Source organism: Nostocoides veronense, assembly GCF_039531185.1.
GTDB lineage: Bacteria > Actinomycetota > Actinomycetes > Actinomycetales > Dermatophilaceae > Nostocoides_A > Nostocoides_A veronense.
In genome coordinates, this window is record NZ_BAAAPO010000006.1 from 160009 (window position 1) to 183388 (window position 23380).

Below are 23380 nucleotides of genomic sequence, written 5' to 3' on the forward strand. Positions count from 1 at the left end.
GCATACCGATGGAGGGCTCGTCCTGGCGCGACAGACGAGCCCGGGCACAATCGGGGCATGCGCATTGCAGTCACCGGAGGCTCCGGGCCTGGCGCCGGACGCGGCGACCTTCCGCAACAACATGACCGTGACGTTCAACGTCCTCCACGCCGCGATCCGGCAGGGCATCACGCGCATCGTCATTGCCTCCAGCGAGACGGTGCTGGGGTTGCCCTTCGACACCCCGCCGCCGTACGGTTCATCATCGCCTCGCCCGACACCGTGATGACTCGGCCGAATGCCGAGCTGCTCGCGGAGGTCTTCCCCGACGTCGAGGTGCGCGGCGAGATCGGCGAGCACACGACGCTGCTGTCCATCGACAAGGCGCGGCAGCTGCTGGGCTACGACCCGCAGCACTCCTGGCGCGACGAGGTCCAGTAGGGCCGGGCGGCGCTGACCCGCACTCAGTGCTGCCACGCACCGAGCGGTACATGAGCACTCAGATCCGCCCTGACTGATGCGCCCAGAGCGCGATCTCGACGCGATTGCGGACGCCCAGCTTGGCCATGATCGAGGCGATGTGGCTCTTGACCGTGGTCAGCCCGATGAAGAGGTCCGCCGCGATCTCGGCGTTGGTGCGGCCTCGGGCGAGGAGGACCAGGAGCTCCTCCTCGCGCTCGGTCAGGGGATCGAGAGGTTGGGCGACGGGCCGAGGTGAGTGCTCGACAAGGGTCGCCAGGAGTCGGCGCGTCACGTTCGGTGCGATGAGGGCGTCACCTTTGGCGGCCGCGTGCACAGCTTGGACGAGCAGGTCGGGGCCGGCGTCCTTGAGCAGGAAGCCTCGAGCGCCCGCGCGCAGGGCGCCCAGGACGTACTCGTCGAGATCGAAGGTGGTGATCACGACCACCGCCATCGGATCGGCCACGCCGGGGCCGGCCAGTCGCCGGGTGACCTCGACGCCGTCGAGGCCGGGCATCCGGATGTCGACGAGCAGGACATCGGGCCGCAGCCGGGTGGCCACCTCCACCGCCTGTATGCCGTCCGCGGCCTCCCCGATGACCTCGATTCCCGCTTGGGCCCCGAGGATCATCACCAGTCCGGTGCGCACAAGGTCCTGGTCGTCGGCCACGACGACGGTGATGGTCATGGCGAAACCTCCACAGGGAGAACGGCTTCGACGACCCAGCCGCCGATGAGTGCTGGACCTGCGGTGAAGGTCCCGCCGAGAAGGTGGGCGCGCTCGGCCATGCCTGTCAGGCCGAAGCCTGGCTTGACCGAGGCGCCTGGTTGAGCCTGCCCGTCATCGGTGACGCGCAGGCGGACCTGGTCTGCCGTTCGCGTCACCGCGATCGTCACCAGGGTCGGGACGCGCGCGTGGCGAAGGCAATTGGTCAGCGCCTCCTGCGCCATCCGATAGAGGGCCGTGTCCACCGGGCCGGGCAGGTCAGAGACGTCACCGGTCAGTGAGACCTCAACCGGGGGAGGAGGACCGGAACGCGACAGCGTGACGAGGTCGCGAACTCCAGGAAGCGGCGCATAGGCCTCGTCGTCGTCCTCTCGGAGCACTCTGACCATGGCCCGCATCTCCGCGAGCGTGCGCTTGGCCTCGTCCTCGATCATCGCCAGCAGCGGCGCCACCTGGTCGGGTTGGGATCCAGCCACCACAGTGCCGGCTTGGGCCTGCACTGCGATCGCCGAGACGTGATGGGCGACGGTGTCGTGCAGCTCGCGGGCGAGTGCGAGTCGCTCCTGGGTCCTGATCTCTTCGCGTTGTCGCTGCCAGAGGTCTGCGCGGGAGCGGACGACGGCGGCGGCCGTCGCGATGAGCAGGAGCAACAGGGTGCCACCGATGAGGTCCGCCGGGCCGGCGTCCGCGGCATACATCCCGAGCGCCACGACGGCCGCGACCCACGGCATACCGATGACGATCTCGCGCCCCGATCCCCAGCGGGCCAAGGAGTAGAGGAGGACCAAGATGAACATCATCGCCGACGAGCCGAGTTCGGCTGTGCCAGTGACCAGTTGGATCGCGGCAAGGACACCGGCTGCACCGAATCCGACGAGGGAGGTGGCGAGCGGGTGGCTGCGACGCCACAGCAGTGCGGGGACGACGGCCATGGCCAACAGGGTGACCCACGGCTGACCCGGGGCGGCCGGGCGCACGAGCACCTCGAGCACCGCGGCGGCCTCGAAGGCTCCGACGAGCAACCAATCCGAGCGGCCCGTTGGCGGGGCACCGACGGGCCGCGGCTCACGCCAGACCTGGCGCCAGCGGGATCTCACCGCTTCAGGCTAGGGACTGCGGAAGTCACTCGCCAGCGCCAGGAGGTGCGCACGATCCAGAGCAGGATCACGAGTTCGAGCGCAAAGCCGAGACCGTAGTAGAGGAGCCACTCGCCGCCGCTGAGGTTGAAGGCCATCCACGGGATCAGCAGGGTGGCCACGATCACGTTGGTCCACCGGTTGGCTCGCGGAGCGAGGGTCGTCGAGAGCAGGATCATCATGATCGGCACCGCGGAGGCCGCGAGCGCGCCGGCGAAGAAGGTCTGCGTGATCTCGAACGTGTGCACCGTGCCCTCGAGGATTCCTGCGACGGCGCCCGGCTTGTAGAGCCCGAGGACGTCGACGTAGATGTAGAGGCACATGAAGCTGGTCCAGGCGGCCGCGAGCTGAAGCTGTCGGGGCACCGTGACGGTACTCCCGGGGCCAGCGGTGGTGCCGGGCGCGTGGACGGTGGTGGTCTGCGAGGTCATCGGGGAGTCCTTCGAGGGGTGGATGGGGCTGGTCCACCACGATGCCCCCGGCGCCGCGACCGATTCATCCGCCCAGAGGCCGGTCCTCGACGGCCAAAAGGAGGAGCGCGATTGACGGGCGTTCGATGCGGTGGGATCCGGCCCATCAGGCCTTCGGGTCGAAGGCGGCCGTGAGAGCGGCGAGCATGCTGCCACGCAGGCTGCGGACGCCCGCCGCTCCCTCGGTGCCGGGCAGTGCGTCGGCGCCGTGGAACAGGCTCGGCTCGACATGGACCTCGACGCTCACGCCCGCCGCCCGCAACCGGTCGGCATACGCAAGGTCCTCCTCGTAGAAGAGGTCGAGGTCGCCGACCCCGATCCACGCCGGGGGCAGCCCGGTGAGGTCCGCGCGGCGGGCGGCCACGGCATACGGGCGGTCCTCGCGCTCTCCCGCGGGGTGACCGAGGTATGCCGTCCAGGCGAGTCGGTTCGCCTCGGGCGTCCAGATCAGGTGGCCACGGTCGCCCGGGCCATGGTCGAGGGTGCGGTCGTCGAGCATGGGATAGAGCAGCAGCTGGAAGTCGACGGGCACGTCGTGGTCGAGCGCCCACTGGGCGAGCTCTGCAGCAAGTCCCCCACCGGCACTGGCGCCACCGACGGCGATCCTCGTCGGCACTCCGGCGGCGGTGCAGTGCTCGCGCAGCCAGGTGAGGGCGGCCGCGCAGTCGTTGAGAGCGGCGGGGAAGGGATGCTCCGGAGCCAGCCGGTATGCCGTGCTGAGGATGGTGACCGAGGCGGCATCGGCGAGCTGCTGGGCGAGGGCGTGATCCTGCATGGGTGCGCCCATGACGCGGCCACCGCCGTGGATCCAGAGCAGCGCACCCCGCGGGACGCCTGAGGTGGGCTCGTAGCGGAAGGCGCTGAGAGAGCCGGTGGCGGTCGGGATGGCGACGGGGATCGCGTCGGTCGTGGCGGGAGCGCGCAGCAGGGGCATGGCTTTGCGCAGGACGGTGAGCATGGCCGGGCGGGGGTTGAGGGACAGGTAGGCCGCGGGCACGCGCAGGTCGGGCGCGGCTCGACGGACTTGCCGGTGCTGGCGCGCGAGGGCGACCATCTGGGTGCCGGCGAGGCCGACCGCCCCGAGGGCGAGGGCGCGGCGGAAGCTCGCGGTCATGTGAGCTCCTTGGAGGGTGACGAGCCGATGCTCAGGGGAAGGTCGGGAGCAGCGCCAGGCGCGCCAGATGGCGGGCGGCGGCACTCGGCATACGGACGAAGGAGATGCCCGGAGCGCCGTCGGCGCCGTCGCCACGGTCGGCGAGGGTGAGGACGGTGAGGACGTCACGGGCCTCGCCCGGGTGGTCGCGCCGGATGGGACCCAACTCGATGCGCCAGCCGAGGCGGGTGAGGAGGGAGGCGACCTCATCGAGGAACGCCTCACGCGCTCCGTAGCCCCAGCCGGGCTCACCGCGGGGCTCGGGTTCGACCTCAGCGGCGAGGAGCAGCAGGGTGAGGACGCGCTCGTCGGCGGCCGCGTCGCCGCGCACGTGGAGCAGTCCGGCGGCCATGGCCGCCGCGAGGGCACGGATGTCCCCCGCCGCGGCCTGGCCCTTCTTCGTCAGCAGGAGGCGGCCGTTGCGGGTGCGCAGCAGGCCCGCCTCGTCGGCAGCGCGTCGGACCACGGTGATCTCGGGAGTGTGCTGCTCGCGGTTGCCCTGACCGAAGCCCCAGTCCAGACCCCCCTCGGTCCACAGCCGTCGGCACGCTTGGGGCTCCATCCAGCCGGCTTTGGTCAGCCGGATGCCGTCGGGTTGGGCCTGGTCGAGCAGGACGACCCACGGACGGAGCAGCGCAGCGAGATCGGCCTCGCTGGGCGGATCCACCTCCACCATCGCGGCGGCCATGAGGGCGGCGAGGTCGACGACCAGATCCGGCGGGGCCTTGTCGACGACAGCGACGTAGGCCGGGTGCATGCCAGCGAACGGGTCGTCGCCGTCGGTCCCGAGGCTGGCGAGCGGGGTCGCCGGGTCGGCGCCGACGAGAGCGAGGGCGAGGTTGATGTCGTCGACCTCGACGGCCTCCGGGTCGACATCGGGAGCCAGCCAGTCGGCATACATCCGGTGTTCGCCGGTGAGCGCTTGAGGGTCCGGGTTGGCGCGAAGGAGGGCGGCGAGCTCGTTCCAGGTGCGGATGCCGCCGACGTCCTCCGGAGGGCAGGCGCGAACCGCCCTGTGGCACAACGCATCTGGGTCTTCATCGGTGGCGGGCCGCATCGTCTCGACGGTGATGGTGTGCGCCCAGTCGTCGCCGAAGTCGTAGGTGTAGAAGAGGCGGTCGCCCGTGGCGCGCAGCACCTGGTCGAGGCGCACGTCGGCTTCCGGGGTCCCCTCCTCGCCCTCCTCGAGGTCGAAGGCCGTGACGAAGTGCTTGCCGGTCCACCGCTGCTTGCGAGGGCCCGGCTCGAAGTGGTGGAGGTGACTGTCGTTCCACCCCATCGCAGCTTGCAGGTAGTCGTGGGTCTGCTCCAGGGTCAGGTCGCCACGAAGCGAGAGCCGTCGCCAGATGGGCGGCTTGGCCTCATCAAGCGCCACCTTGTTGAGGACCCACGAGAGCGCTGCCGGGCCGAAGCTGAGGTCCGTGGCGATGCTGGGCAATGCGACGTTCACGACCGTCGCGTCGAGGACCAGCATGAGCTGGGCGGCGAGCACGATCGCGATGCCGGCGGCCGCGCGTCCTGAGCGGGGCGGGAGCTCGCTCGGCTAAGGGCATCCTCTCCCGCCAGCCGAAGCGGGCCAGTCAGGATGTCCGTCAAACGGGGTCAACACCAGACGGGTGCAGGCGCAATCACTGCGCGTCAGGGTATGACGACCACTCGCCCCGTCGTGCGCCCCTCACCCACGGCGGTGACGGCTGCAGGAGCTTGGTCGAGCGGGACGCGGGCACTGATCAGCGGCCGGATCACGCCATCGGCGACCAGACCGTTGAGGGCCACGGCGGCCTCCGCGACCGCGGCGGGGGAATGGGCGTTGTAGAGACCCCAGTGCAGCCCGACGATCGAATAGTTCTTGATCAGCGCATGGTTGAGCGCTGGCGCCGGCACCGTGCCACCGGCGAAACCGACGACAACGATCCGTCCCTCGAAGGCAATCGTGCGGGCGCTCACGTCATAGGCCGACCCGCCGACGGGGTCATAGACGACATTGACGCCGCGGCCGTTGGTTGCGGCCTTGATCGCCGGGATGAGGTCATCCGTGGTCCGGTCCAGCACCACATCGCAGCCGAGTTGCGTTGCGACAGCGACCTTCTCGGCGCCACCGACCACGCCGATCACGGTGGCCCCGGCCGCCTTGCCGAGTTGGACGGCCGCGCTCCCGACCCCACCGGCGGCGGCATGCACGAGCAAGGTCTCACCGCGCTGCAGGTTCGCCCGGCGGTGCAGTCCGAACCACCCCGTCTGATAGGCGATATGCAGTGCCGCCGCCTCCGCATCGTCCAGCGCCTCGGGTGCCAGCTGGGCGAGCCCGGAGTTCATCAAGGCTTCCTGCGCGAAGGCGCCAGCGGGCAACTCGGCGGTTCCGACGAGACGGTCACCGATGGCGAACCGCGTCACCTCCGCACCAACCTCGAGCACCTCGCCGCACAACTCCACACCGGGCGTATAGGGATAGGGCGGCTGCACCTGGTACTGCCCACGAGCCATCATCACGTCCGGATAGTTGACGGCCCCTCCGAGCACCCGCACCCGCACCTGGCCGCGCCCCGGCGTGGGCGATTCGACCTCCGTCAGTCGATAGACGTCAGCGGCCTCGCCGGCCTCGTGGATCTGCCAAGCCTTCATGCGGTGGGGCTCTCCTTCAGGTGTTCGAAACGGGACTGGAGGCGCTGCATACCCGCCAACCAGGAGTCGGTGTCGGTGGCGCGAGCGCGGTAATAGTCGCCGACCTCGGGGTGCGGCAGGATCAGGAAACGGTGGTCGTGCAGGGCCGTCCACACCAGGTCGGCCACCTCGTCAGGAGTGCGCGCGCCGTGGGCTTCGAGCAATTGGGCAAGGTGCCCGGCCTGCTCGAGCATCGCAGTCCGCACGCCCTCGGGGCAGATCGCCTGAACGGTGATTCCCTTGCCGCCGTAGGTGATTGCCAGCCACTCCGCGAACGCGACCGCAGCATGCTTGGTGACGGAGTATGGCGCGGCGTCCAGCATCGACAGCAGCCCGGCCGCGCTCGCTGTGACGACGAAACGCCCATGCCCCCGCTCGGCCCACCCGGGCATCAGCAAGCGGGCCGCGCGCACGTGGGCCTGGACGTTGATCGCGTAGGTCGTGGCCCACTGCTCATCCGACGTCGCGAGCCCCTCGCCGCCGACGATGCCGGCGTTGGCGAAGTAGGCATCGATCCCGCCGAAGCGCTCGGTCGCCGCATCGATCCCGGCGGCCACGCCCTCCACGGTGGCGATGTCCGCGGCGACCGACTCGACGCCGAGCCGCTGCGCCGTCTGCTCGAGACGGGCCGCGTCGACATCGGTGATCAGGACCTGGGCGCCCTCCTGGGCGAGCCGGCCGGCGATGGCCGCCCCGATCCCACCGGCCGCTCCGGTCACGACGACACGCAGCGACGAGGGCGGGGGAGCGGACGGCATACGAGCAAATCTATGCGACGTCCTCCCCCCGCCCGCCGCCGCTGTCACTCTGGTCACACCTTTCTCTCCGGATGCCGAAACCGTGCGCTTCACCCGGCTTCAGAGCGGGGGTCAAGCGCAGCCTTCTCCGAAGCAAGCACCCGCCAACCGCCCACCGCCCCGTCGCTGCCCCCAGGATGGAGGTATGACGAAACTCGCCCGCCAGATCGCCTCCGACGCCGCGCCGGGCTGGCGCCTCGCCCTGCAGCGGCTCCACCTGCACGTGCCGACGGGCAACTTCGCGACCGGCCTCGACCTGGTCGACGCCATCGGGGCCGCGGCTGAGGCTGCGGATCACCACCCGGACATCGACCTGCGCTATGGCAGCGTCCACATCGCCCTGTCCAGCCACGATGCGGGCGGGATCACGGACCGCGATATCGCCCTGGCCCGCCAGATCGACGACCTTCTGGCCGAGCGCGGCCTGACTCCGAGCCATCCCGACGTGACGGTCGTCGAGATCGCCATCGACGCGCTCGACATCGAGGCGGTGCGCCCGTTCTGGGCGGCCGTGCTTGGCTGGCCGGGTGAGGGCGATGAGGTCACCGACCCCGCCACCTCGGGTCCGTCCATCTGGTTCCAGCAGATGGATGCCCCACGGCACGATCGGCGCAACCGCATCCACCTCGATGTCACCGTGGCGCACGATGAAGCCGACGCCCGCGTCGCCGCAGCCCTGGCCGCCGGCGGCACGCTCGTCAGCGCCGACCAGGCGCCGTCCTTCTGGATCCTCGCCGACCCCGAGGGCAATGAGGCCTGCATCTGCACCTGGCAAGCCCGCGAGTGACGTATGGCGTGATTCTCGAGATCAACAGAAGCGAGCGGAGCGGGCCTTGTGAGTGGGAGCGGGGATATAGCACCGCTCCCACTCACAAAGCCCGCTCCGCTCCACGACAACCCCGCTCGCGTTCACAAAGCCCGCTCCGCTTGGCGCCAGCGCGGGCGGCCGGAGTCAGCGGTAGTTCGTGAAGGACACCGCGATGTCGAGGTCGGACTCCTTCAGCAGCCGCTGGACCGCCTGCAGGTCGTCGCGGGACTTGCTCGTGGCGCGGATGGCGTCGCCCTGAACCTGGGTCTTGACCGTCTTGGGGCCCTCGTCGCGCAGGAGCTTGTTGATCTTCTTCGCGTTCTCCTGGCTGATGCCCTCTTTCAGCGGCACATCGAGCTTGTACTCCTTGCCCGACAGCCGCGGCCCCGCCTCGGGCACATCGAGGTGCTTCAGCGACACGCCGCGCTTGATCAGCCAGGTCTGCACGACATCGAGGACGGCATTGCAACGATCCTCGGAGTTGGCCTGCATCTTGATGACCTCGCCGACCAACTCCACGGACGCCCCAACGCCCTTGAAGTCGTAGCGATTCGCGATCTCCTTCGCCGCCGTGTTCACGGCATTGGCGACTTCCTGCTTGTCGAATTTGCTGACGATGTCCATGCTCGCGTCGGCCACGGCATACCTCCTGGGGGTCGAATTGGGGATGGGCGCACTGGCTTGCTATCCTTCCATGCGCACCAGGCAGGTTGTCCGAGCGGCCAATGGAAGCGGACTGTAAATCCGTCGCGAAAGCTACGAAGGTTCGAATCCTTCACCTGCCACCCGTGCACCGAGGGCCCCACGGCGTATGCCGACCGGGGCCCTCGGTCGTTCCCGGCCGGGACCGGCGAGAATGGGCGGCGGGCCACCCGGCCCGGTGAGGAGGGCGGCCCGATGGCCGGACTCGTGCGACCGCACGAGGCCACGGATCCCGTGGCTGCCTGTCGGTATGCCCGATCGGCCGGCCTCGACCTGGCCCTCGCCACTTCCGCCACGACCGGGCCGGCCCGGGAGGTGCGCCGCTCGACCGCGTCGTGGTGGGACTCGTTCACGGACTACACCGCCTTGGCGCGTTTGGAGCCGGGCGCCCGGCTGTGGGTGCCCGGGCCTGCGCGCGCGACGATGAACCTCTTTGCGCTGGTGCATGCCGCCGAGACGGGGGTCCGCGTTGTTGGTTCGCCGAAGGAGGCGAGCCACGCCTGCCTCACCCCGGCGCACTTCGACCGTGCCCTGAGCAAGCTCTCCCGAGGGACCGTCGTTGTTGTGGCCGGGGCGGCCCTCCCCACGGGCCTGGCGTCGCGAGCGGCTGAAGCCGGCCTCGACGTGCAGCACTATTACGGCGCCGCCGAGCTGAGCTTCGTCGCGTGGGTCGGCGCGGACGGGCTGCATGCCTTTCCTGGAGTGGAGGTCGAGGCCCGGCCCGAGGAGGCCGGATCGGTGCTGTGGGCGCGATCGGCATACCTCTGCGACGGCTATTTCGGCGAGCCCGGCCCGCTGCGGCGCGACGGCGACGGCTGGGCCAGCGTGGGTGATCTGGGGACGGTCACCGACGGCCGGATCGAGGTCCTCGGCCGGCCGGATGCCATCATCACAGCCGCAGCGACGGTACTGGTTGCCGATGTTGAGCGTGCGCTAAGTGGTTGCGCCACAAGGGATTTCGCGGTTCATGCCACTGCGCACGCGACGCTTGGGCAGGTCGTCACCGTCACCCTCACCGACCGCGCGAACCGTGAGCCCATGGAGCGCCATGCCCGAGCCCACCTGCCCGTGAGCCACCGGCCGCGGCGCTGGCGGGTCGTCGACTCCCTGCCGCTGACAGCGGCGGGCAAACTCGATCGCGCTGCCCTCGAACGGGCTGACCTGTGAGCGCCGTGATCGTCGCCGCTCGGCGCACCCCGATCGCGACGGCCGGGCGGGCGCTCGCGGCATACTCCGCCGCCGATCTGGGTGCCGCCGCGCTGCAGGCCGTATGCCGTGACCTCACCGCCCTCGTGCCCCGCCCGCCGGCCGAGATCGTCCTTGGCAACTGCATGGGCCCGGGTGGCAATGTCGCCCGAGTCGCGGCGCTGCAGGCCGGGCTTCCTTGGGAGACAGGCGCATTGACGATCGACCGGCAATGCGCGAGCGGCCTGAGCGCGATCGAACTCGCGGCGCGTCTCGTCGCCGATGATCACTGGCCCGTGTTGGCCGGAGGCACGGAAAGCGCCTCGACGGCGCCGTGGCGCTGCTGGCCGCCAGCCGATGGCGCTGGGCCAGTCCGCTACGAGCGGGCACCATTCGCCCCGCCGCCCCTCGACGTCGACATGGGCCTGGCCGCCGATCTCCTCGCCGAGGACGCCGGTGTCAGCAGGGAGCGGCAGGACGCCTATGCCGCGCGCTCGCACGCCTTGGCGGTCGCTGCCGCGGCGAGCGGGGAGTATGCCGCCGAGCTCGTCCCGCTGCCCGAACTCCTCGCCGACGACCGGCCGCGCGCGGGACTTTCGCCGGACAAGCTGGGTCGATTCGGGCCGATCTTTCGCCCCAATGGCACCGTCACAGTGGGCAATTCGTGCCCAATTAGTGACGGTGCTGCCGTTGTAGCCGTCGTTCCGGAAACATCCGGCCTGCCGGGCCTCCGCGTTCTTGCCGCGGCCTCGGCCGGCGTGGATCCAACCCGACCGGGACTCGGGATCGTCCCGGCCGTGCGAGTGGCACTGGGGAGAGCTGGACTGACCCTGGACGATGTCGACGTCATCGAGTTCAACGAAGCCTTCGCCGGGCAGGTCCTTGGGTGTTGCGATGCGCTCGCCCTGGACCCGGAGCGCGTATGCCGATCCGGCGGCGCCCTCGCCCTCGGCCATCCATGGGGAGCTAGCGGCGCGGTGCTGGTGACGCGGCTGTTCACGCAGCTGGTGCGGCAGGGTCGGGGTCGCGTCGGACTCGCCGCCATCGCGGCCGGCGGCGGGCAGGGCACCGCCCTCGTCGTCGAGGTTGTCGGATGATCGTCTTCGACCAGGTGAGTCACGAATTCCGGCTTGGCACAACGCATCTCGCGGCGCTCCGGGACGTGAGCCTAAGCCTGAGCGAGCAGCGCATCGGTGTCATCGGCGCGAATGGTTCGGGCAAATCGACCTTCGTCCGCATGATCAACGGACTCATCAAACCCACCGCTGGCCGGGTCACCGTCGATGGGCTGGACACCGATCGCGACGGCAAGGCCGTGCGTCGCCGAGTCGGGTTCTGCTTCACCGATCCGGACGCGCAAATCCTGATGCCGACGGTCGCCGAAGACCTGGCTTTCGGACTGCGAGGGCGTGGCCTGAGCCGCGACGAGGTGACGGTGAAGGTGGAGGCGGCGCTCGCGGCATACGACCTGCTCGGCTATCGCGACCACCCCGCGAGCCTCCTCTCCGGCGGGCAGAAGCAATTGCTCGCGCTGGCCTCGGTGCTCATCATCGAGCCGTCCGTGCTGGTGCTGGACGAGCCCGCGACCTTGCTCGACCTGGCGAATACCCAACGGGTGCAACGGCTTATCGCGCAACTGCCGCAGCAGGTCGTCTTGGTGACACACCACTTCGGACTCATCGAGGACTTCGATCGGGTCTTGGTTTTCGATGCCGGTCGCGTCGTTTACGACGGCGCCCCGCAAGCCGCTGTCGCCCACTATGTCGGGCTCGTCCGGTGACCACCCTCGGCCTCTATGTCCCCGGGAACTCGCCGCTGCACCGGATGCCCGCGAGCGCGAAACTGCTCCTGTTGGTTGCGGCCGCTATCGGCTCGCTCTTCGTCACGGGTCCGTATGCCGCCCTCGCGGCCTGCGCGCTCGTCCTCATCTTGTATGCCGTGGCGCGGATCCCGTGGCGAGTCCTGCTGGTCCAGGCGCGCCCGATCGCGTGGTTCGGTGTGCCGCTGCTGGCCTTTCATGTGATCGTCAATGGCGGGGCGAGGGCGGTCGCCGTCGTGGGCATGTTTGTGGCGCTGATCTTGCTCGCCGCGCTGGTGACGCTGACGACTCGCGTGGTTGATCTGACGGATGTCGTGGTTCGGGGCGTGAACCCGTTGCGGAGGCTCGGGGTTGATCCGGAGCGCGTGGGTTTGCTTGTTGCACTAGGGATTCGGGCGGTTCCCGTGATGGTGACGGTCGCCGCGGAGGTTCGCGACGCGCGGCGAGCGCGGGGCGGCGCGGGTGGGCCATCCGCATACCTCGTGCCCGTGGTGCTGCGTGCCTTGCGGCAGGCCGACCGCGTCGGCGAGGCGCTGGTCGCTCGGGGCGCCGGGGAGTCTTAGGCGCTGGCGAGTCCGAGGTGCCTAGGCCGTGTTGCAAAAGTCGTGGACGGGGTCCCCGCGAAGTATCGGAGCGAGGGACGAGCGGAGAACTTCGTGGGGTGTCCTAGCGGACGGCGTCTGCGGTGGCTGCGCGGCGATCGGTGATCGGCCGCCGGACGGGCAAGAGGTCGGGGCGGGCGCGGAAGACGGCGCCGGCCACGCTGGCGGCGATCAGTGCCTTGACGAGGTCGCCGACGACGAATAGCGAGCTGCCCGTGACGGCCGCCCACAGGCTGAGGTCGGCGCGCCAGGCTGTGACGGGGATGCCGATGGAGTACAGGACGGCGATGCCCCCGACCACCATTGCGAAGAATCCCCAGACCGGCGAGTATGGCGCGCCCCGGCGATGGATCAGCCAGCCGACGACCGCCGCCGCGATGGGAAAGCCGATGAGGTAGCCGGCGCTGGGTCCGGCGAAGACGCCCAGCCCTCCGCGTCCGCCCGACAGCAGCGGAAGCCCGAGGGCGACGAGGGCCAGGAAGAGCAGGACCGCCGACGCGCCCCGCCGCGCCCCGAGGATCGCGCCGGTCAGCATGATGCCGAGCGATTGGATCGTGACGGGCACGGGAAAACCGAAAGGAGAGAACGCCGGAACCAGCCCGAGCGCCGCGATGAATCCCGCGAAGGTGGCGATGAGGGCGAGGTCCTGGGCGCTGGAGCGCGGGCGAGCCATGGCTGGCACCCTACTCAACCGGGGCGGAATGGTGGTCGTGAGCCCAGCCGCGGGCGGTCGCGCGCTCAGTCGAGCAGTGGGGGCGCGACGGAGAGATACGTTTGGCCGGTCGGTGTGGTCACCTCGGTGACATGGGTATGCGGTCCGGCCCCGTGCTCGTGCCTCGCTTCGACGACTCGGGTGGTGAAGCCATCGAGTTCTTTGGTGTAGTTGCAGCGGGCGCATAGTCCTTGCCCGTTGCGCAGTGAGGTCGGCCCGCCCTCGGCGACCGACTGGATGTGGTCGGCGTGGCGGATGGTGGCGTCGCAGTATGGCGTGCGGCAGGTGTCGTCGCGCAGGATGAGGGCGGCGCGGAGGCGGGGTGGGAAGAGCCGGGCGGTGGCGTCGAGCGCGAGGAGGTCGCGGCCGTCGGGGCTGGTGAAGATTCTGGTCAGGAAGACCTGCGCCGGCTCGGCTGCGTGCCGTGCGGAGGGTGGGCTGATGTCCGGGGCAGCGGTCAGCGAATCCTTTTCTGGTGGTGCAGATCCCGCTGGGTCGGGTGGTTCGCACCCGTGGAGCAGTAGCCGTCGGGCGAGTGCGGCGGGGAGTATGCCGTGTCTCGGAATCCGGGCGGGTGTCTCGGTGCTTCTCATCCCGCGTGTGGCGGCGAGGTCTGACGTGTGCTGGACGTTGTCGTGGCCTGCTGTCGGCGGTTCAGTGTCCCGCGCCTGGCGTTGGGCTTGTTCAGTTGAGGTGTTCTCGTTGCTCGCGGCGGCGGAGTCGTCGTCGGTGTTGGCAGGCTCCGTTGCGAAGAGGCTTTCGGCGGGCATGACGAGGTTGAGGGCGACGGGGCAGGCCTGGCCGGGTGTGAGACCGGCGAGCCACCGCAGCGCGGCGTCGGCCATGACCTGGGTGTGGGTCCGCTCAGCGAGCGGGTCAGCGGGAGTCTCAACGTCGTCGGTTTCGTGGTGGCCGGCGACGACCGCGGTGGCGTGCCGGTGCAAGGCGGCATACGCGCTGACGATCCCTGTCAATGGCCCGAAGATCGACAGGTACGCCATCCCGTCGGGTGCGGGGCGGGTCCACACACCCCGTTCCGACATTGCGCGTTCGTGTTTGGCCACGACAGCGGCGGGGTCGAGTTCCGCGGCGTAGCGCGCGGCGGCACCGGTGAGTTGTTTCAGACTCGATGTCGCCAGCCGTGGCGCGATCAACTCATCCACCCGGGCCCGCAGCTCGGGGTTAAGGACATTGGTTTCGCGGACGATCGCGGCGGCGGACCGTTCGTCGATGACTCCGGCGGTCAATGCGGCTTGCGTGTGCGGCATCCCGGGTAGCGCGCGGGCGAGTCCGAGGTGCCGGTCGGCGGTCGCGGGGGAGCAGCGGCGGGCGAGCGCGATCTGCGGTGCGATGGAGGAGCGGGCTTTGGGGAGCGAGGCCCGGTTCGCGAGCGCCTCCCGCACGGTCGCCCGCCCGAACTGCGCGGTCGCGCGGGCTTGGGTCGCGGCGATCGCGCCTTTGATGTGTTCGAGCCCGGTGATCAGGTCGATCAACTCCGCGAGGCTGGGTTCGTCGCCGGGAGTCTCGATGGCATCGGCGGCATGATTCGGCACGAGCCCAGCGAGCCAACCGATCAGGTCCCGGACCTCCGCGACGGGTGAGGCATGACCGGCCGGCTGGTCGCACCAGCGGGGTTCGGTCGCGGCCAGCGCCCACGAGTCCCGCTCGTCGGCCTCGTCCACGTCATCCCAGCCGAGCTCGTCCTGCCACGCCTCGAAATCGGCGACCAACTCCTCGACATCCAGCGGCGGCCACCACGCGTCATCGAGCGGAGTCAACCCCTCACGAGCACCCGCGGGGCGCAGCCCGGCAACGGGCCCGAGGGGCCCGTCTGTGGGGTGCTGCGCCATCGCCGTCATTTTCAAATGGTACACCAGTTCGATCCGCTATCGCAAGGGTTTGACTGGTGAAAAATATTGGTGGGCAATCGAATTCGCGCGAAAGGACAGGCTCCTGGTCGAGCGCTCATATCGCGACGGGGCAGCTAGTTCGCAGCCGAGCAGCGCTATGACGAGGCCCCGCGGCAAGACCTGTTCTCCGCTGCGAAATCAACGCTCGGCTGCAAGAGCCTCCCGCTCAGCTGACAGCGCCTCGCGCCCGCGACAGCGCCTCGCGCCAGGGGCACCGCCTCACGCACGGGGCTAAAAACACCATAGGTCATGAGCGAACGCCACCAGGGCATCGCCGGCGACAGTTCGGCTCTTCAGCGCGCCTCCCGCGGGAGTCTCCGGAGCCTCGAAGCACGCCAGGTGCCGCGGGCGATGGGTGGTTCGTCACCTGATCGGGTCGGTGGTCCCCACGCCACCCGGCACTCGCTCTCCCGAACTCGTCACGTTGGGCCGGGATCGTCAGGTTGATGTGACGATGTGGGCCGAATGTGACGGCCTCGTCCGGCCGACGGCAAGCGCGCGGGCGTCCCCGGTCACCCGCTGCGCACCATGACCACGCATCCGGCATACCCCCTGACCCGCGCACCTCCCAGCCAACGCAAGCCAGCCCCGCACCATGGTCAGCTCTTGCACCCGGCCCGGCCGGGCGGGAAGGGTGGGGACATGCGCGCCGTCGTCTATCGCCAGGCCAATGACATCGACATCACCGACTGGCCCGACCCCGAGCCCGCACCGGGCGAGGTGCTGCTCCGTCCGGTGCTCACGGGCGTGTGCGGCACCGACAAGCATTTGCTCGCGGGCGGCTTCATGGCGACCTACCCGCTCATCCCCGGCCACGAAATCGTCGCCGAATTGGTTAACACGGCGCACGGCCTCGACGCCGGCACCCTCGTTGCCGTCGACAACACCGACACCTGCCTGTCCTGCGAATACTGTCGCCGCGGGCAAACCCTCTACTGCACGGCCTTCCGCTCCCTCGGCTGCAATGCGCCCGGTGGCTTCGCCGAACTCATGGTCGCGCCGGCCCGCAAGTGCTTCCCCCTCGCTGGCGTCGATCCGAGTGTCGCCGTCCTTACCGAGCCACTCGCCTGCGCGGTCCATGGGGCCGACACGCTGGCCCTCACTCCGGGCAGCGATGTCCTCGTCCTCGGGGCTGGCCCGACCGGCCTGCTGCTCACCCAACTCCTCCTGCACGGCGGCGCCGCACGCATCACCGTCGCCGCACCCAGCCCGCACAAGCTTGAGCTCGCCCATCACTTCGGCGCCGACCACACCGTTCTGCTCCCACGAGGCGACCAAGACGCAGCCTTCCAGGAACTGAAAGCCTTGGCCCCCAGCGGTTTCGATGTCGTCGTCGAAGCTACCGGGGCGCCCGAAGTCCTCGCCCGCTGCACCGGCCTGACCCGGATGGGCGGCACCGTCCTCGTCTACGGCATGGCCGACGCCGACGACCTCGTCCCCTTCTCGCCCTATGAAATCTTCGCTCGTGAGCTGACGATCAAGGGCTCCTTCGCCCAGATCGAATGCTTCGACCGCTCCCTCGCGTACCTGCGCTCCGGCCGGGTCCGCACGGACGGCATCGTCACCCACACCTTCGGCCTCGGTGACTTCGAGCAGGCCCTCGGCGCCACCAAACTTCCCGGCGCCGTCAAGGCCGCGATCGATCCGCAGCGCTGACGTATCACCACAGCACGCCGAGCACTCGTCTCCCACAAGAACATCCCAAGATGGGGGAGAACGATGTGGGACCTAGTCGAGGAGAGCCCTCGCCACCTGAGCCATGACCTGCCGTGCCTGCACTGCGGGCACGCGGCGCACACCTACCTGCCGTGCGACGACGCCTGCGAGTGCGAGCGATCCCCGATCCCGGGTGTGTATGACGCCCGCGAACTCCTCGTCCAGCTCACCTGACCGCCCGGCCACGCAAGACCCCCTCCAGGAGTTCCCCCTCCGGGAGTCTCGTTACCCGGCCTAGCTCGACGCCGTCGCCGCTACGGCATGCCCGGCGAAGATCTGCTCCAGCGTCTTCTTGACCATGCCACCCGCCCACTCGCCCTCGGCGATCTGCTTCGCCCGGCGGATCGCGGCCCGCCGATTGGTCTCCGGCGACAACACCTGAGGCAGCAGCTTGGTCGCGAGCAGCAGCGAGATCAGCACGGCCGTGCGCGGGTCGGGGTCCGCGCCGAGCAACGCCGCGTTGACCCGCGCACGAATCTCCTGCTCCGGCGCGGGATCCACCTCGGGAAACCGGTCGACCTCGAAAATCCCTGCCACACGAGCGCTTTCACGCCGCACCACACCCGAGTCCACGAGCCGTTGCAGCACTTGAGCTTGCATCTTTCTACTCATGCCCCACGTGTTCCATCGCGTGATCACATCGCCCGGGCGCTTGCCGATAAAGCGCATGGCATCGGTCAACGCCTCATTGAGGATCCGGTCTTCCGTCGCGGAATCGAGCACCAGCGTCAGCCGCTCACGTTCCTTTCGCGGCAAATCCGAAGCCGAAACGCCAAGCCGTTCCCGGTGGATCAGTTCCACAAGAATCGCCGCCGCAATCGCCGGGCGCACCGACATATCCCAGACCCGCTTCTTGCCGGTGTCCTCGGCCAGGGCCAGGAGCATGAACTCTTCCGCGATCAGCACCTCGCCACCCTACGCACAGGCTTACAAGTCCCAGATCGCCCGCGCAATGAGGACCAGGCCGAAGATGACCAGCGACGTCACGACCACGATGCCCAGGATCGTCCACGTCCATCGCCAGGCCTGCTGCTGCGGCGTTGGCGGGGCCGGCGGGCGCGCATCCTGAATCTCGCGCGCCCCCGCCGGGTCCCCCGCTAGCGGCCCCGCCGGCTCCCCGGAACCCGACCCCGCCTCCCCCGCAACCGAGCCCTCCGACCCGCCCGACCCCTCGCGCATCAGCAGCACGAGCGCGGCCAGGGCGCCAGCGGCAATCAGCAGATAGGGGAGCAACCGCATACGAGCAGCATCCCTTAGGGGGTCGGCGTGGAGCCGGGCGCGAGCACCGAGCCGCCATAGGTCGGCTGGTAGGGGTTCAGCCCGCGCTGGATCGCCAGCCAGTTGTTGTAGTCGCGCACGGTGCCGAAAGGCTCGATCTCCTGTTCGCGAATCTGCGCCTCCAGCTTGGCGATCTTGGCCTCGGCCTCCTTGACCGCGACTTGCGCCTCGGCCGCCTTCTTGGCCGCCTCCGCGTCCGCCACCGCCTTGGCCTGCTGCGTCTCGGCGTCCGCAACCGCCTTGGCCTTCGCCGCTGCTGCCTGCGCCTTTGCGGCCTCTTCGTCGCCAAGCGCCTGGACCAGCGTCTCGGCCGGCTGCGGCTGCTGGATCAGCGCGGAGAAGCCCTTGAAAAACTCATCCTCGCCCGGCATCTTCTGCTGAATCAGCGCGGCGAGCTGCTCGTTGACCGCGCGGTTCATCTCGTCCTTGATCGTGGGATCGGCATAGAGCTCCTTCCACGTGTACTTCTTCGCCACCCGGTCCAGCGTCGCGTCGAGAGCCGGCCCGAAGTAGAGGTCGAGCATGGTCTGCCAACCGCGCGGCGTCTCACTCCACTCGTCAGAGCCGGTGTAGTACGCCCCATAGCGGTTGCCGATCGCGTCGTGGAAGCGGGTCAGCACCTCGCAGTCGACATTGAGCGTGAACTCAACCGACCCCGGCACGTCCAGCGGCTGGTAGTCCTTCGAGACCACCGAGAACGGCCCGTGGTCCGCGCCCTCGCCGCCGGTGAAGTTGTAAGTCCGCTGCGAAGCCGGATACCAGTAGTAATTGTCGCCCGGCCGCCGGATCTCGCGGGAGTTCGCAGCGACACAGCCCTTGGAGTTCGGCGCCTCGATGATGCCGCCGCCCTTGTGCACGGCCACCTCATCGGCCGGCGAGGCGACCGTGCGCACGACATTGAGCAAGGTGATGACGATCGCGGCGAGCACGCCGATGACCACCACACTCTTGAGCGCACCCGTGAACTTGCCCCCAAGGGCGCCGCCGAGGCGCGTGCTGGTGCCGGGCGTGGTCACGGGGCTGATATTCGGCTTGGCCATCGGCCAGGTCTCCTTCTCGGGCAGGCTGTTGCGGAGGACGTATGCCGTGGGCTGGGCCCGGCGCCCCCCGCGTCGGTTGGTGCTGCGACGCAGTCTGCCAGCCGCCGGTTCCCTCGCCGCCCCTGCGGCTCGCCGAACTCCGGGCGAGGGCCCGCACGATCACCACCTAAAGTCAGCGGGTATGCCGTCCGATCCGCCCGTCTCTCGCCAGAACCTGATCATCGGGCGTGCCTTGGCGATCCTCATGGTCGCTTTCGCGCTCGGTGTCGTCGCCATTCTCGCGCTGCGCCTGACCGCCTGGCGCGGGGTGAGCAAGACCGTCCCCGCCGACACCGGTCTGGCCGAACAGTGCGCTGATCTCGACGCCACGACCCTCGCCGCGGCCCGCCGCACCACCATCGCAGCAGCCGACGGCTTCACTCTGGGCGCCGCCGAAACCGGTTCTGCGACAGCGAAAACCGTTGTCATCTTGCGCCACGGCGCCTCGCAAACGATCTGCGATTGGCTGCCCTGGGCGGCCCAGACGAGCGCCGATACCGGCGCCCGCGTGCTGCTTTTCGACCGCCGCGGCCGCGGCTCCTCGCCAGGCACGCCCAGCTTGACCAAGGAGCCGGCCGACCTGGTCGCCGCGGCGACCAAGGAACGCTCCGCCGGGGTGAGCGAGGTCGTGCTTGTCGCCTCCTCGATGGGCAATTCCGTGGTGTATGCCGCCCTCCCGGACCTCAGCCCGCAGCCGTGCGCGGTCGTCTCGATCTCCCCGGTCCTGCTCTCTGGGGACAGCACGGGTGAGGTGCGCGGCGACGCTCTGAAGAAGGTCGTGCCCAACACCTGGGTCGCCTGGGAGACCAAGAATCCGCCGATCGTCCGCGATGCAAATGCGGTTATCGATGCGGTGGACGCGGCCGGCGGCGAGGCGCAGACCCTCGACGTCGAGACCGCCGATCACTCGCGGCAACTGCTGAGCAAGCACCCCGAGGTCGCCACCTTCGTCCGCGAAGGCATCGCCTCCTGCCATTGAGCGCCGTGGATGGGGGATGCTGACCCCATGGACCCGGCCAGCGACCTACCAGACCCAGCTGCCCTCGCCGCCACTCTGCGCGACACCGGCTATGTCGTCGACGACGAGTTGGCCACGATCGGCTGGCTCGGCTTGCGCCTAGGCCGGCCTCTGCTGCTCGAAGGCGAACCCGGGACCGGCAAGACAGCGCTCGCGGAGGCACTCGCGGAGGGCCTCGGCATACCCCTGGTCCGGCTGCAGTGCTATGAGGGGATCGACGCGAGCCAGGCGCTCTACGACTGGGATTTCCCCCGGCAGATCCTGCACCTGCGTGCGGTGGAATCCGTTGGGGGACATGGTGATCTGGCCGACGTCGAGGCGGGACTCTTCGATGACCGCTTCCTTGTCCGCCGACCGATTCTGCAGGCGCTCACCCAAGCGCCGTGCGTTCTGCTCATCGACGAGATCGACCGGGCGGATGACGAATTCGAGGCCTTCCTGTTGGAGGTGTTGAGCACCTGGCAGGTCAGCATTCCCGAGCTCGGCACCATCACCGCGCAGACGCCCCCGATAGCGGTCCTCACCTCCAATCGCACCCGCGAACTGCACGACGCCCTCAAGCGCCGCTGTCTTTATCACTGGATCGATCATCCGTCACTGGAACGTGAGCTCGCGATCGTCCGCAGCCGAGCACCCGAAGTCTCTGCCGACCTCGCGGACCAGCTCGTTCGCACCGTCCACGCGGTCCGGCAGGAGCCCGGTCTCATCAAGCCGCCCGGTGTTGCCGAGACCCTCGATTGGGCGCGAGCGCTGCGTGAACTCGGCGGCCGCCTCGACCTCGAAACCGCTGCTGCCACACTGGGAGTCGCCGTCAAGCACCGCGAGGACGCCCAGAAAGTTCGCGCCGCCCTGGATCGGATCCTGGCGCGATGACCACACCCGTAGTGAACCCCCCGGATGCCATCTTGCTCGCCTTTGCGCGGGCGGTGCGGGCGGCCGGCGTGCGGGTCACGGCTGATCGCGAACGCGGCTATCTCGAGGCCGTCCGCGCCCTTGACATCACGGATCCGTGGGCGGTGCTCGTCGCCGGCCGGGCGACGCTCTGCGCCTCGCAGGACGACCTCGCCCGCCACGATCAGGTGTATGAAGCGTGGTTCGGCGGCGAGCTCGCTCGCCTGCTCCCCGCCCCGCCGCCAGTGCACAACCAGCCCTATGCGGAAATCGAGAAGGATGCCGATCCAGCGGCCGACGATAGCGACCAAGACGATCTCGTCACCGCCATGGCCAGTGCCACCGAAGTCCTGCGCCACCGCGATATCGCCCGCCTCAGCCAACGCGAACGGAACGCGCTGGCAAGGCTTTTCGCTGCCATACCCGTCCATGCGCCGACGCGGACGTCGCCGCGGCTGAGTGCCGCGCGACGCGGCCGCATCGACGCGCGCGCCACCCTGCGAGAGCAGGTGCGGCGGCTCGGTGAGCCGGGCCCGATTCGACACCGTCGCCGCACCGACCGACCGCGGCGAGTGATCCTGCTGATCGATGTCAGCGGGTCGATGAGCGCGTATGCCGATGCCTTCCTCCGCCTGGCCCAGCGCTTCGTCCAGGCGGGGGGACCGGTGGAGGTGTTCACGATCGGCACGCGGCTGACGCACATCACGCGGGCCCTCACGGTGCGCGATCCGGACCGCGCACTCATCGCCGCGGGCGAGGTGGTGCCCGACTGGTCCGGGGGGACCCGGCTTGGCGAGGGCCTGGCGGCCTTCCTGCGGGCGTGGGGCCGACGCGGACCGGTGCGCGGGGCGGTCGTTGTCATCGTCAGCGATGGCTGGGAACGCGACCAACCGGAGGCATTGGGCGAACAGGTGCGGCAATTGCGCACGCTGGCGCATCGCGTCATCTGGGTCAATCCCCATCGTGGCAAGGACGGCTATGCGCCGGTCCAGCAGGGCATGGCCGCTGCCCTTCCGCACTGCGACGACTTCCTCGCCGGGCATTCGCTGGCGACTTTCCACGAGCTGAGCGAGGTGATCGGCAGTGCGTGACATCCTGGACGAACTGCATACGCGATGGGCAGCGGGGGAGAGCGTCGCCCTGGCGACGGTCGTCGCGACCTTCCAATCGGCTCCGCGCGAACCCGGCGCCGCGATGATGGTTGCGACCGATGGCAGCGTCGTCGGGTCGGTCTCCGGCGGCTGCGTCGAAGGCGCGGTCTACGAACTCGGCCAGGAGGTCATCGCGTCCAAAACCCCTGTGCTGCAACGGTATGGCGTCAGCGATGATGACGCATTCACCGTCGGGTTGACCTGTGGCGGCATTCTCGATGTCTTCGTCGAGGAAGTGTCTCGCGAGAGCTTCCCCGGACTCAGTGCGGTCGTCGAGGCGATCGAGGCGGAGCGGCCGATCGCCGTCGCGACCGTCGTCGCGCACCCCGACCCCACGCACATCGGGCAGCGGGTCATCATCGAACCGGGGGACGAACGGCATACGGATCTGTGGTCGGCGCGCTCCTCGGACGCGGTTTTCGAGGACGCGCTCGGCCTGCTCGCGGCGGGTCGCAGCGACACCCTCGAGTACGGCCCGGACGGCGAGCGGCGCGGCGAAGGCATGCGGGTCTTCGTCAACTCCTTCGCCCCCAAGCCGCGGATGTTCGTGTTCGGCGCCATCGACTTCGCCGCCGCCGTCGCGAAGGTCGGCTCCTTCCTCGGCTACCGCGTGACCGTCTGCGATGCCCGCCCGGTCTTCGCCACGCACAGCCGCTTCCCGGCGGCCGACGAGGTCGTCGTGCAGTGGCCACACCGCTATCTCGTCGACCGGGTCGCCGCCGGAGCCGTCGATCAGCGCAGTGTCATCTGCGTGCTGACGCACGACCCCAAGTTCGATGTGCCCGTCCTGGAGGTCGCGCTTCGCCTAGAGGTGGCGTATGTCGGGGCGATGGGTTCCCGGCGCACTCACGACGATCGCCGTGCCCGGCTGCTGGAGGCCGGCCTGAGCGAGGAGGAGTTCGCGCGGCTCTCCAGCCCGATCGGGCTCGATCTGGGCGCTCGAACCCCTGAGGAGACGGCGGTGAGCATCGCCGCCGAAATCATTGCCCTGCGTTGGGGCGGCGCCGGCGAGCGGCTGCGCGCCACGGACGGCCCGATCCACCGATAGCCGGACCAACACCGCGCCCTGTGATGCACGCCACTAGTCTGGAACAGACCGCCGCAATTCACCCCGAGAGGCCGCCTGG

Annotated in this window: 25 protein-coding genes, 1 tRNA gene and 1 pseudogene; 14 read left to right on the plus strand and 13 right to left on the minus strand. The window is 69.5% G+C overall.

The window, feature by feature from the left end:
* Positions 1 to 79: 79 nt before the first annotated feature.
* Positions 80 to 420 (plus strand): annotated as a pseudogene (locus tag ABD225_RS01860) (NAD(P)-dependent oxidoreductase); the annotation flags it as partial.
* A gap of 58 nt (positions 421 to 478) precedes the next feature.
* On the opposite strand, the gene ABD225_RS01865 reads toward ABD225_RS01860, so the two are convergent.
* Genes ABD225_RS01865 through ABD225_RS01875 form a run of 3 tightly spaced genes read right to left on the minus strand, consistent with a single transcriptional unit; the run spans position 479 to position 2666 of the window.
* The gene (locus tag ABD225_RS01865; protein ID WP_344080392.1) at positions 479 to 1126 is read right to left on the minus strand and encodes a response regulator; all 648 of its coding nucleotides are present in this window, start codon (positions 1124 to 1126) and stop codon (positions 479 to 481) included.
* Complete coding sequence (locus tag ABD225_RS01870; protein ID WP_344080395.1) at positions 1123 to 2262, minus strand: sensor histidine kinase; 1140 nt, start codon at positions 2260 to 2262, stop codon at positions 1123 to 1125. Before ABD225_RS01870 ends, ABD225_RS01865 begins: the two co-directional genes overlap by 4 nt.
* Positions 2259 to 2666: a DUF6326 family protein gene (locus ABD225_RS01875; protein ID WP_344080398.1), complete on the minus strand. Its 408-nt coding sequence runs from the start codon at positions 2664 to 2666 to the stop codon at positions 2259 to 2261. Before ABD225_RS01875 ends, ABD225_RS01870 begins: the two co-directional genes overlap by 4 nt.
* 1 nt (position 2667) lies before the next feature.
* Here ABD225_RS01875 and ABD225_RS01880 point away from each other — a divergent pair, with 1 nt between their 5' ends.
* The gene (locus ABD225_RS01880) at positions 2668 to 2847 is read left to right on the plus strand and encodes a hypothetical protein (RefSeq protein ID WP_344080401.1); all 180 of its coding nucleotides are present in this window, start codon (positions 2668 to 2670) and stop codon (positions 2845 to 2847) included.
* Between the two features lie 30 nt (positions 2848 to 2877).
* Here the strand turns inward: ABD225_RS01880 and ABD225_RS01885 are convergent, their stop codons facing one another.
* The 4 genes from ABD225_RS01885 to ABD225_RS01900 all read right to left on the minus strand — a co-directional run bounded on the left by ABD225_RS01885 (position 2878) and on the right by ABD225_RS01900 (position 7343).
* A complete protein-coding gene (locus ABD225_RS01885) occupies positions 2878 to 3885 on the minus strand; it encodes an alpha/beta hydrolase (protein ID WP_344080404.1) in 1008 nt (335 codons plus the stop codon).
* A 31-nt stretch (positions 3886 to 3916) separates the two neighbouring features.
* On the minus strand, positions 3917 to 5416 hold the full coding sequence (locus ABD225_RS01890) for a plasmid pRiA4b ORF-3 family protein (RefSeq protein WP_344080407.1): 1500 nt from the start codon (positions 5414 to 5416) through the stop codon (positions 3917 to 3919).
* A 146-nt stretch (positions 5417 to 5562) separates the two neighbouring features.
* Positions 5563 to 6546 (minus strand): NADPH:quinone oxidoreductase family protein, encoded by a 984-nt coding sequence (locus tag ABD225_RS01895; protein ID WP_344080410.1) that lies wholly within the window; start codon positions 6544 to 6546, stop codon positions 5563 to 5565.
* A complete protein-coding gene (locus tag ABD225_RS01900) occupies positions 6543 to 7343 on the minus strand; it encodes an SDR family NAD(P)-dependent oxidoreductase (RefSeq protein ID WP_344080413.1) in 801 nt (266 codons plus the stop codon). The genes ABD225_RS01895 and ABD225_RS01900 overlap by 4 nt, the downstream gene beginning before the upstream one ends.
* Positions 7344 to 7527: 184 nt before the next feature.
* Here ABD225_RS01900 and ABD225_RS01905 point away from each other — a divergent pair, with 184 nt between their 5' ends.
* Complete coding sequence (locus ABD225_RS01905) at positions 7528 to 8169, plus strand: 4a-hydroxytetrahydrobiopterin dehydratase (RefSeq protein WP_344080416.1); 642 nt, start codon at positions 7528 to 7530, stop codon at positions 8167 to 8169.
* Between the two features lie 165 nt (positions 8170 to 8334).
* On the opposite strand, the gene ABD225_RS01910 is transcribed toward ABD225_RS01905, so the two are convergent.
* Positions 8335 to 8829, minus strand: coding sequence for a YajQ family cyclic di-GMP-binding protein (locus ABD225_RS01910; protein WP_344080419.1), 495 nt, complete (start codon positions 8827 to 8829; stop codon positions 8335 to 8337).
* Between the two features lie 65 nt (positions 8830 to 8894).
* Here ABD225_RS01910 and ABD225_RS01915 point away from each other — a divergent pair.
* The 5 genes from ABD225_RS01915 (at position 8895) to ABD225_RS01935 (ending at position 12459) form a co-directional block, all read left to right on the plus strand.
* A tRNA-Tyr gene (locus ABD225_RS01915) sits at positions 8895 to 8975 on the plus strand.
* A gap of 112 nt (positions 8976 to 9087) precedes the next feature.
* Positions 9088 to 10059: an acyl-CoA synthetase family protein gene (locus ABD225_RS01920; RefSeq protein ID WP_344080422.1), complete on the plus strand. Its 972-nt coding sequence runs from the start codon at positions 9088 to 9090 to the stop codon at positions 10057 to 10059.
* Complete coding sequence (locus tag ABD225_RS01925) at positions 10056 to 11174, plus strand: thiolase family protein (RefSeq protein ID WP_344080425.1); 1119 nt, start codon at positions 10056 to 10058, stop codon at positions 11172 to 11174. Before ABD225_RS01920 ends, ABD225_RS01925 begins: the two co-directional genes overlap by 4 nt.
* A complete protein-coding gene (locus ABD225_RS01930) occupies positions 11171 to 11857 on the plus strand; it encodes an energy-coupling factor ABC transporter ATP-binding protein (protein WP_344080428.1) in 687 nt (228 codons plus the stop codon). Before ABD225_RS01925 ends, ABD225_RS01930 begins: the two co-directional genes overlap by 4 nt.
* A complete protein-coding gene (locus tag ABD225_RS01935) occupies positions 11854 to 12459 on the plus strand; it encodes an energy-coupling factor transporter transmembrane component T family protein (RefSeq protein WP_344080431.1) in 606 nt (201 codons plus the stop codon). Before ABD225_RS01930 ends, ABD225_RS01935 begins: the two co-directional genes overlap by 4 nt.
* A gap of 103 nt (positions 12460 to 12562) precedes the next feature.
* On the opposite strand, the gene ABD225_RS01940 is transcribed toward ABD225_RS01935, so the two are convergent.
* Together ABD225_RS01940 and ABD225_RS01945 are read right to left on the minus strand one after the other, a co-directional pair.
* Positions 12563 to 13171 carry a biotin transporter BioY gene (locus ABD225_RS01940; RefSeq protein ID WP_344080434.1) on the minus strand — a complete coding sequence of 203 codons (609 nt, stop codon included), beginning with the start codon at positions 13169 to 13171 and terminating at the stop codon, positions 12563 to 12565.
* Positions 13172 to 13236: 65 nt separating this feature from the next.
* On the minus strand, positions 13237 to 15069 hold the full coding sequence (locus ABD225_RS01945) for an HNH endonuclease (RefSeq protein ID WP_344080436.1): 1833 nt from the start codon (positions 15067 to 15069) through the stop codon (positions 13237 to 13239).
* 693 nt (positions 15070 to 15762) lie between these two features.
* On the opposite strand from ABD225_RS01945, the gene ABD225_RS01950 reads away from it, so the two are divergent.
* Both ABD225_RS01950 and ABD225_RS01955 read left to right on the plus strand, forming a co-directional pair.
* Positions 15763 to 16776 (plus strand): zinc-dependent alcohol dehydrogenase family protein, encoded by a 1014-nt coding sequence (locus ABD225_RS01950; protein WP_344080439.1) that lies wholly within the window; start codon positions 15763 to 15765, stop codon positions 16774 to 16776.
* A gap of 63 nt (positions 16777 to 16839) precedes the next feature.
* The gene (locus ABD225_RS01955; protein WP_344080443.1) at positions 16840 to 17010 is read left to right on the plus strand and encodes a hypothetical protein; all 171 of its coding nucleotides are present in this window, start codon (positions 16840 to 16842) and stop codon (positions 17008 to 17010) included.
* A gap of 60 nt (positions 17011 to 17070) precedes the next feature.
* On the opposite strand, the gene ABD225_RS01960 is transcribed toward ABD225_RS01955, so the two are convergent.
* Genes ABD225_RS01960 through ABD225_RS01970 form a run of 3 tightly spaced genes read right to left on the minus strand, consistent with a single transcriptional unit; the run spans position 17071 to position 19154 of the window.
* The gene (locus ABD225_RS01960) at positions 17071 to 17742 is read right to left on the minus strand and encodes a GOLPH3/VPS74 family protein (RefSeq protein WP_344080446.1); all 672 of its coding nucleotides are present in this window, start codon (positions 17740 to 17742) and stop codon (positions 17071 to 17073) included.
* Positions 17743 to 17763: 21 nt separating this feature from the next.
* Complete coding sequence (locus ABD225_RS01965) at positions 17764 to 18075, minus strand: hypothetical protein (protein ID WP_344080449.1); 312 nt, start codon at positions 18073 to 18075, stop codon at positions 17764 to 17766.
* Positions 18076 to 18089: 14 nt separating this feature from the next.
* Entirely contained in the window at positions 18090 to 19154 is a 1065-nt protein-coding gene (locus ABD225_RS01970) for an SPFH domain-containing protein (RefSeq protein ID WP_344080452.1), read from the minus strand.
* Between the two features lie 181 nt (positions 19155 to 19335).
* On the opposite strand from ABD225_RS01970, the gene ABD225_RS01975 reads away from it, so the two are divergent.
* Genes ABD225_RS01975 through ABD225_RS01990 form a run of 4 tightly spaced genes read left to right on the plus strand, consistent with a single transcriptional unit; the run spans position 19336 to position 23301 of the window.
* Positions 19336 to 20172, plus strand: a complete 837-nt coding sequence (locus tag ABD225_RS01975; RefSeq protein WP_344080454.1) for an alpha/beta hydrolase — start codon at positions 19336 to 19338, stop codon at positions 20170 to 20172.
* 27 nt (positions 20173 to 20199) lie between these two features.
* A complete protein-coding gene (locus tag ABD225_RS01980; RefSeq protein WP_344080457.1) occupies positions 20200 to 21084 on the plus strand; it encodes an AAA family ATPase in 885 nt (294 codons plus the stop codon).
* Positions 21081 to 22193: a vWA domain-containing protein gene (locus ABD225_RS01985; protein WP_344080460.1), complete on the plus strand. Its 1113-nt coding sequence runs from the start codon at positions 21081 to 21083 to the stop codon at positions 22191 to 22193. The genes ABD225_RS01980 and ABD225_RS01985 overlap by 4 nt, the downstream gene beginning before the upstream one ends.
* Positions 22186 to 23301 carry an XdhC family protein gene (locus ABD225_RS01990; protein WP_344080463.1) on the plus strand — a complete coding sequence of 372 codons (1116 nt, stop codon included), beginning with the start codon at positions 22186 to 22188 and terminating at the stop codon, positions 23299 to 23301. The genes ABD225_RS01985 and ABD225_RS01990 overlap by 8 nt, the downstream gene beginning before the upstream one ends.
* The last annotated feature ends 79 nt before the right edge of the window (positions 23302 to 23380 follow it).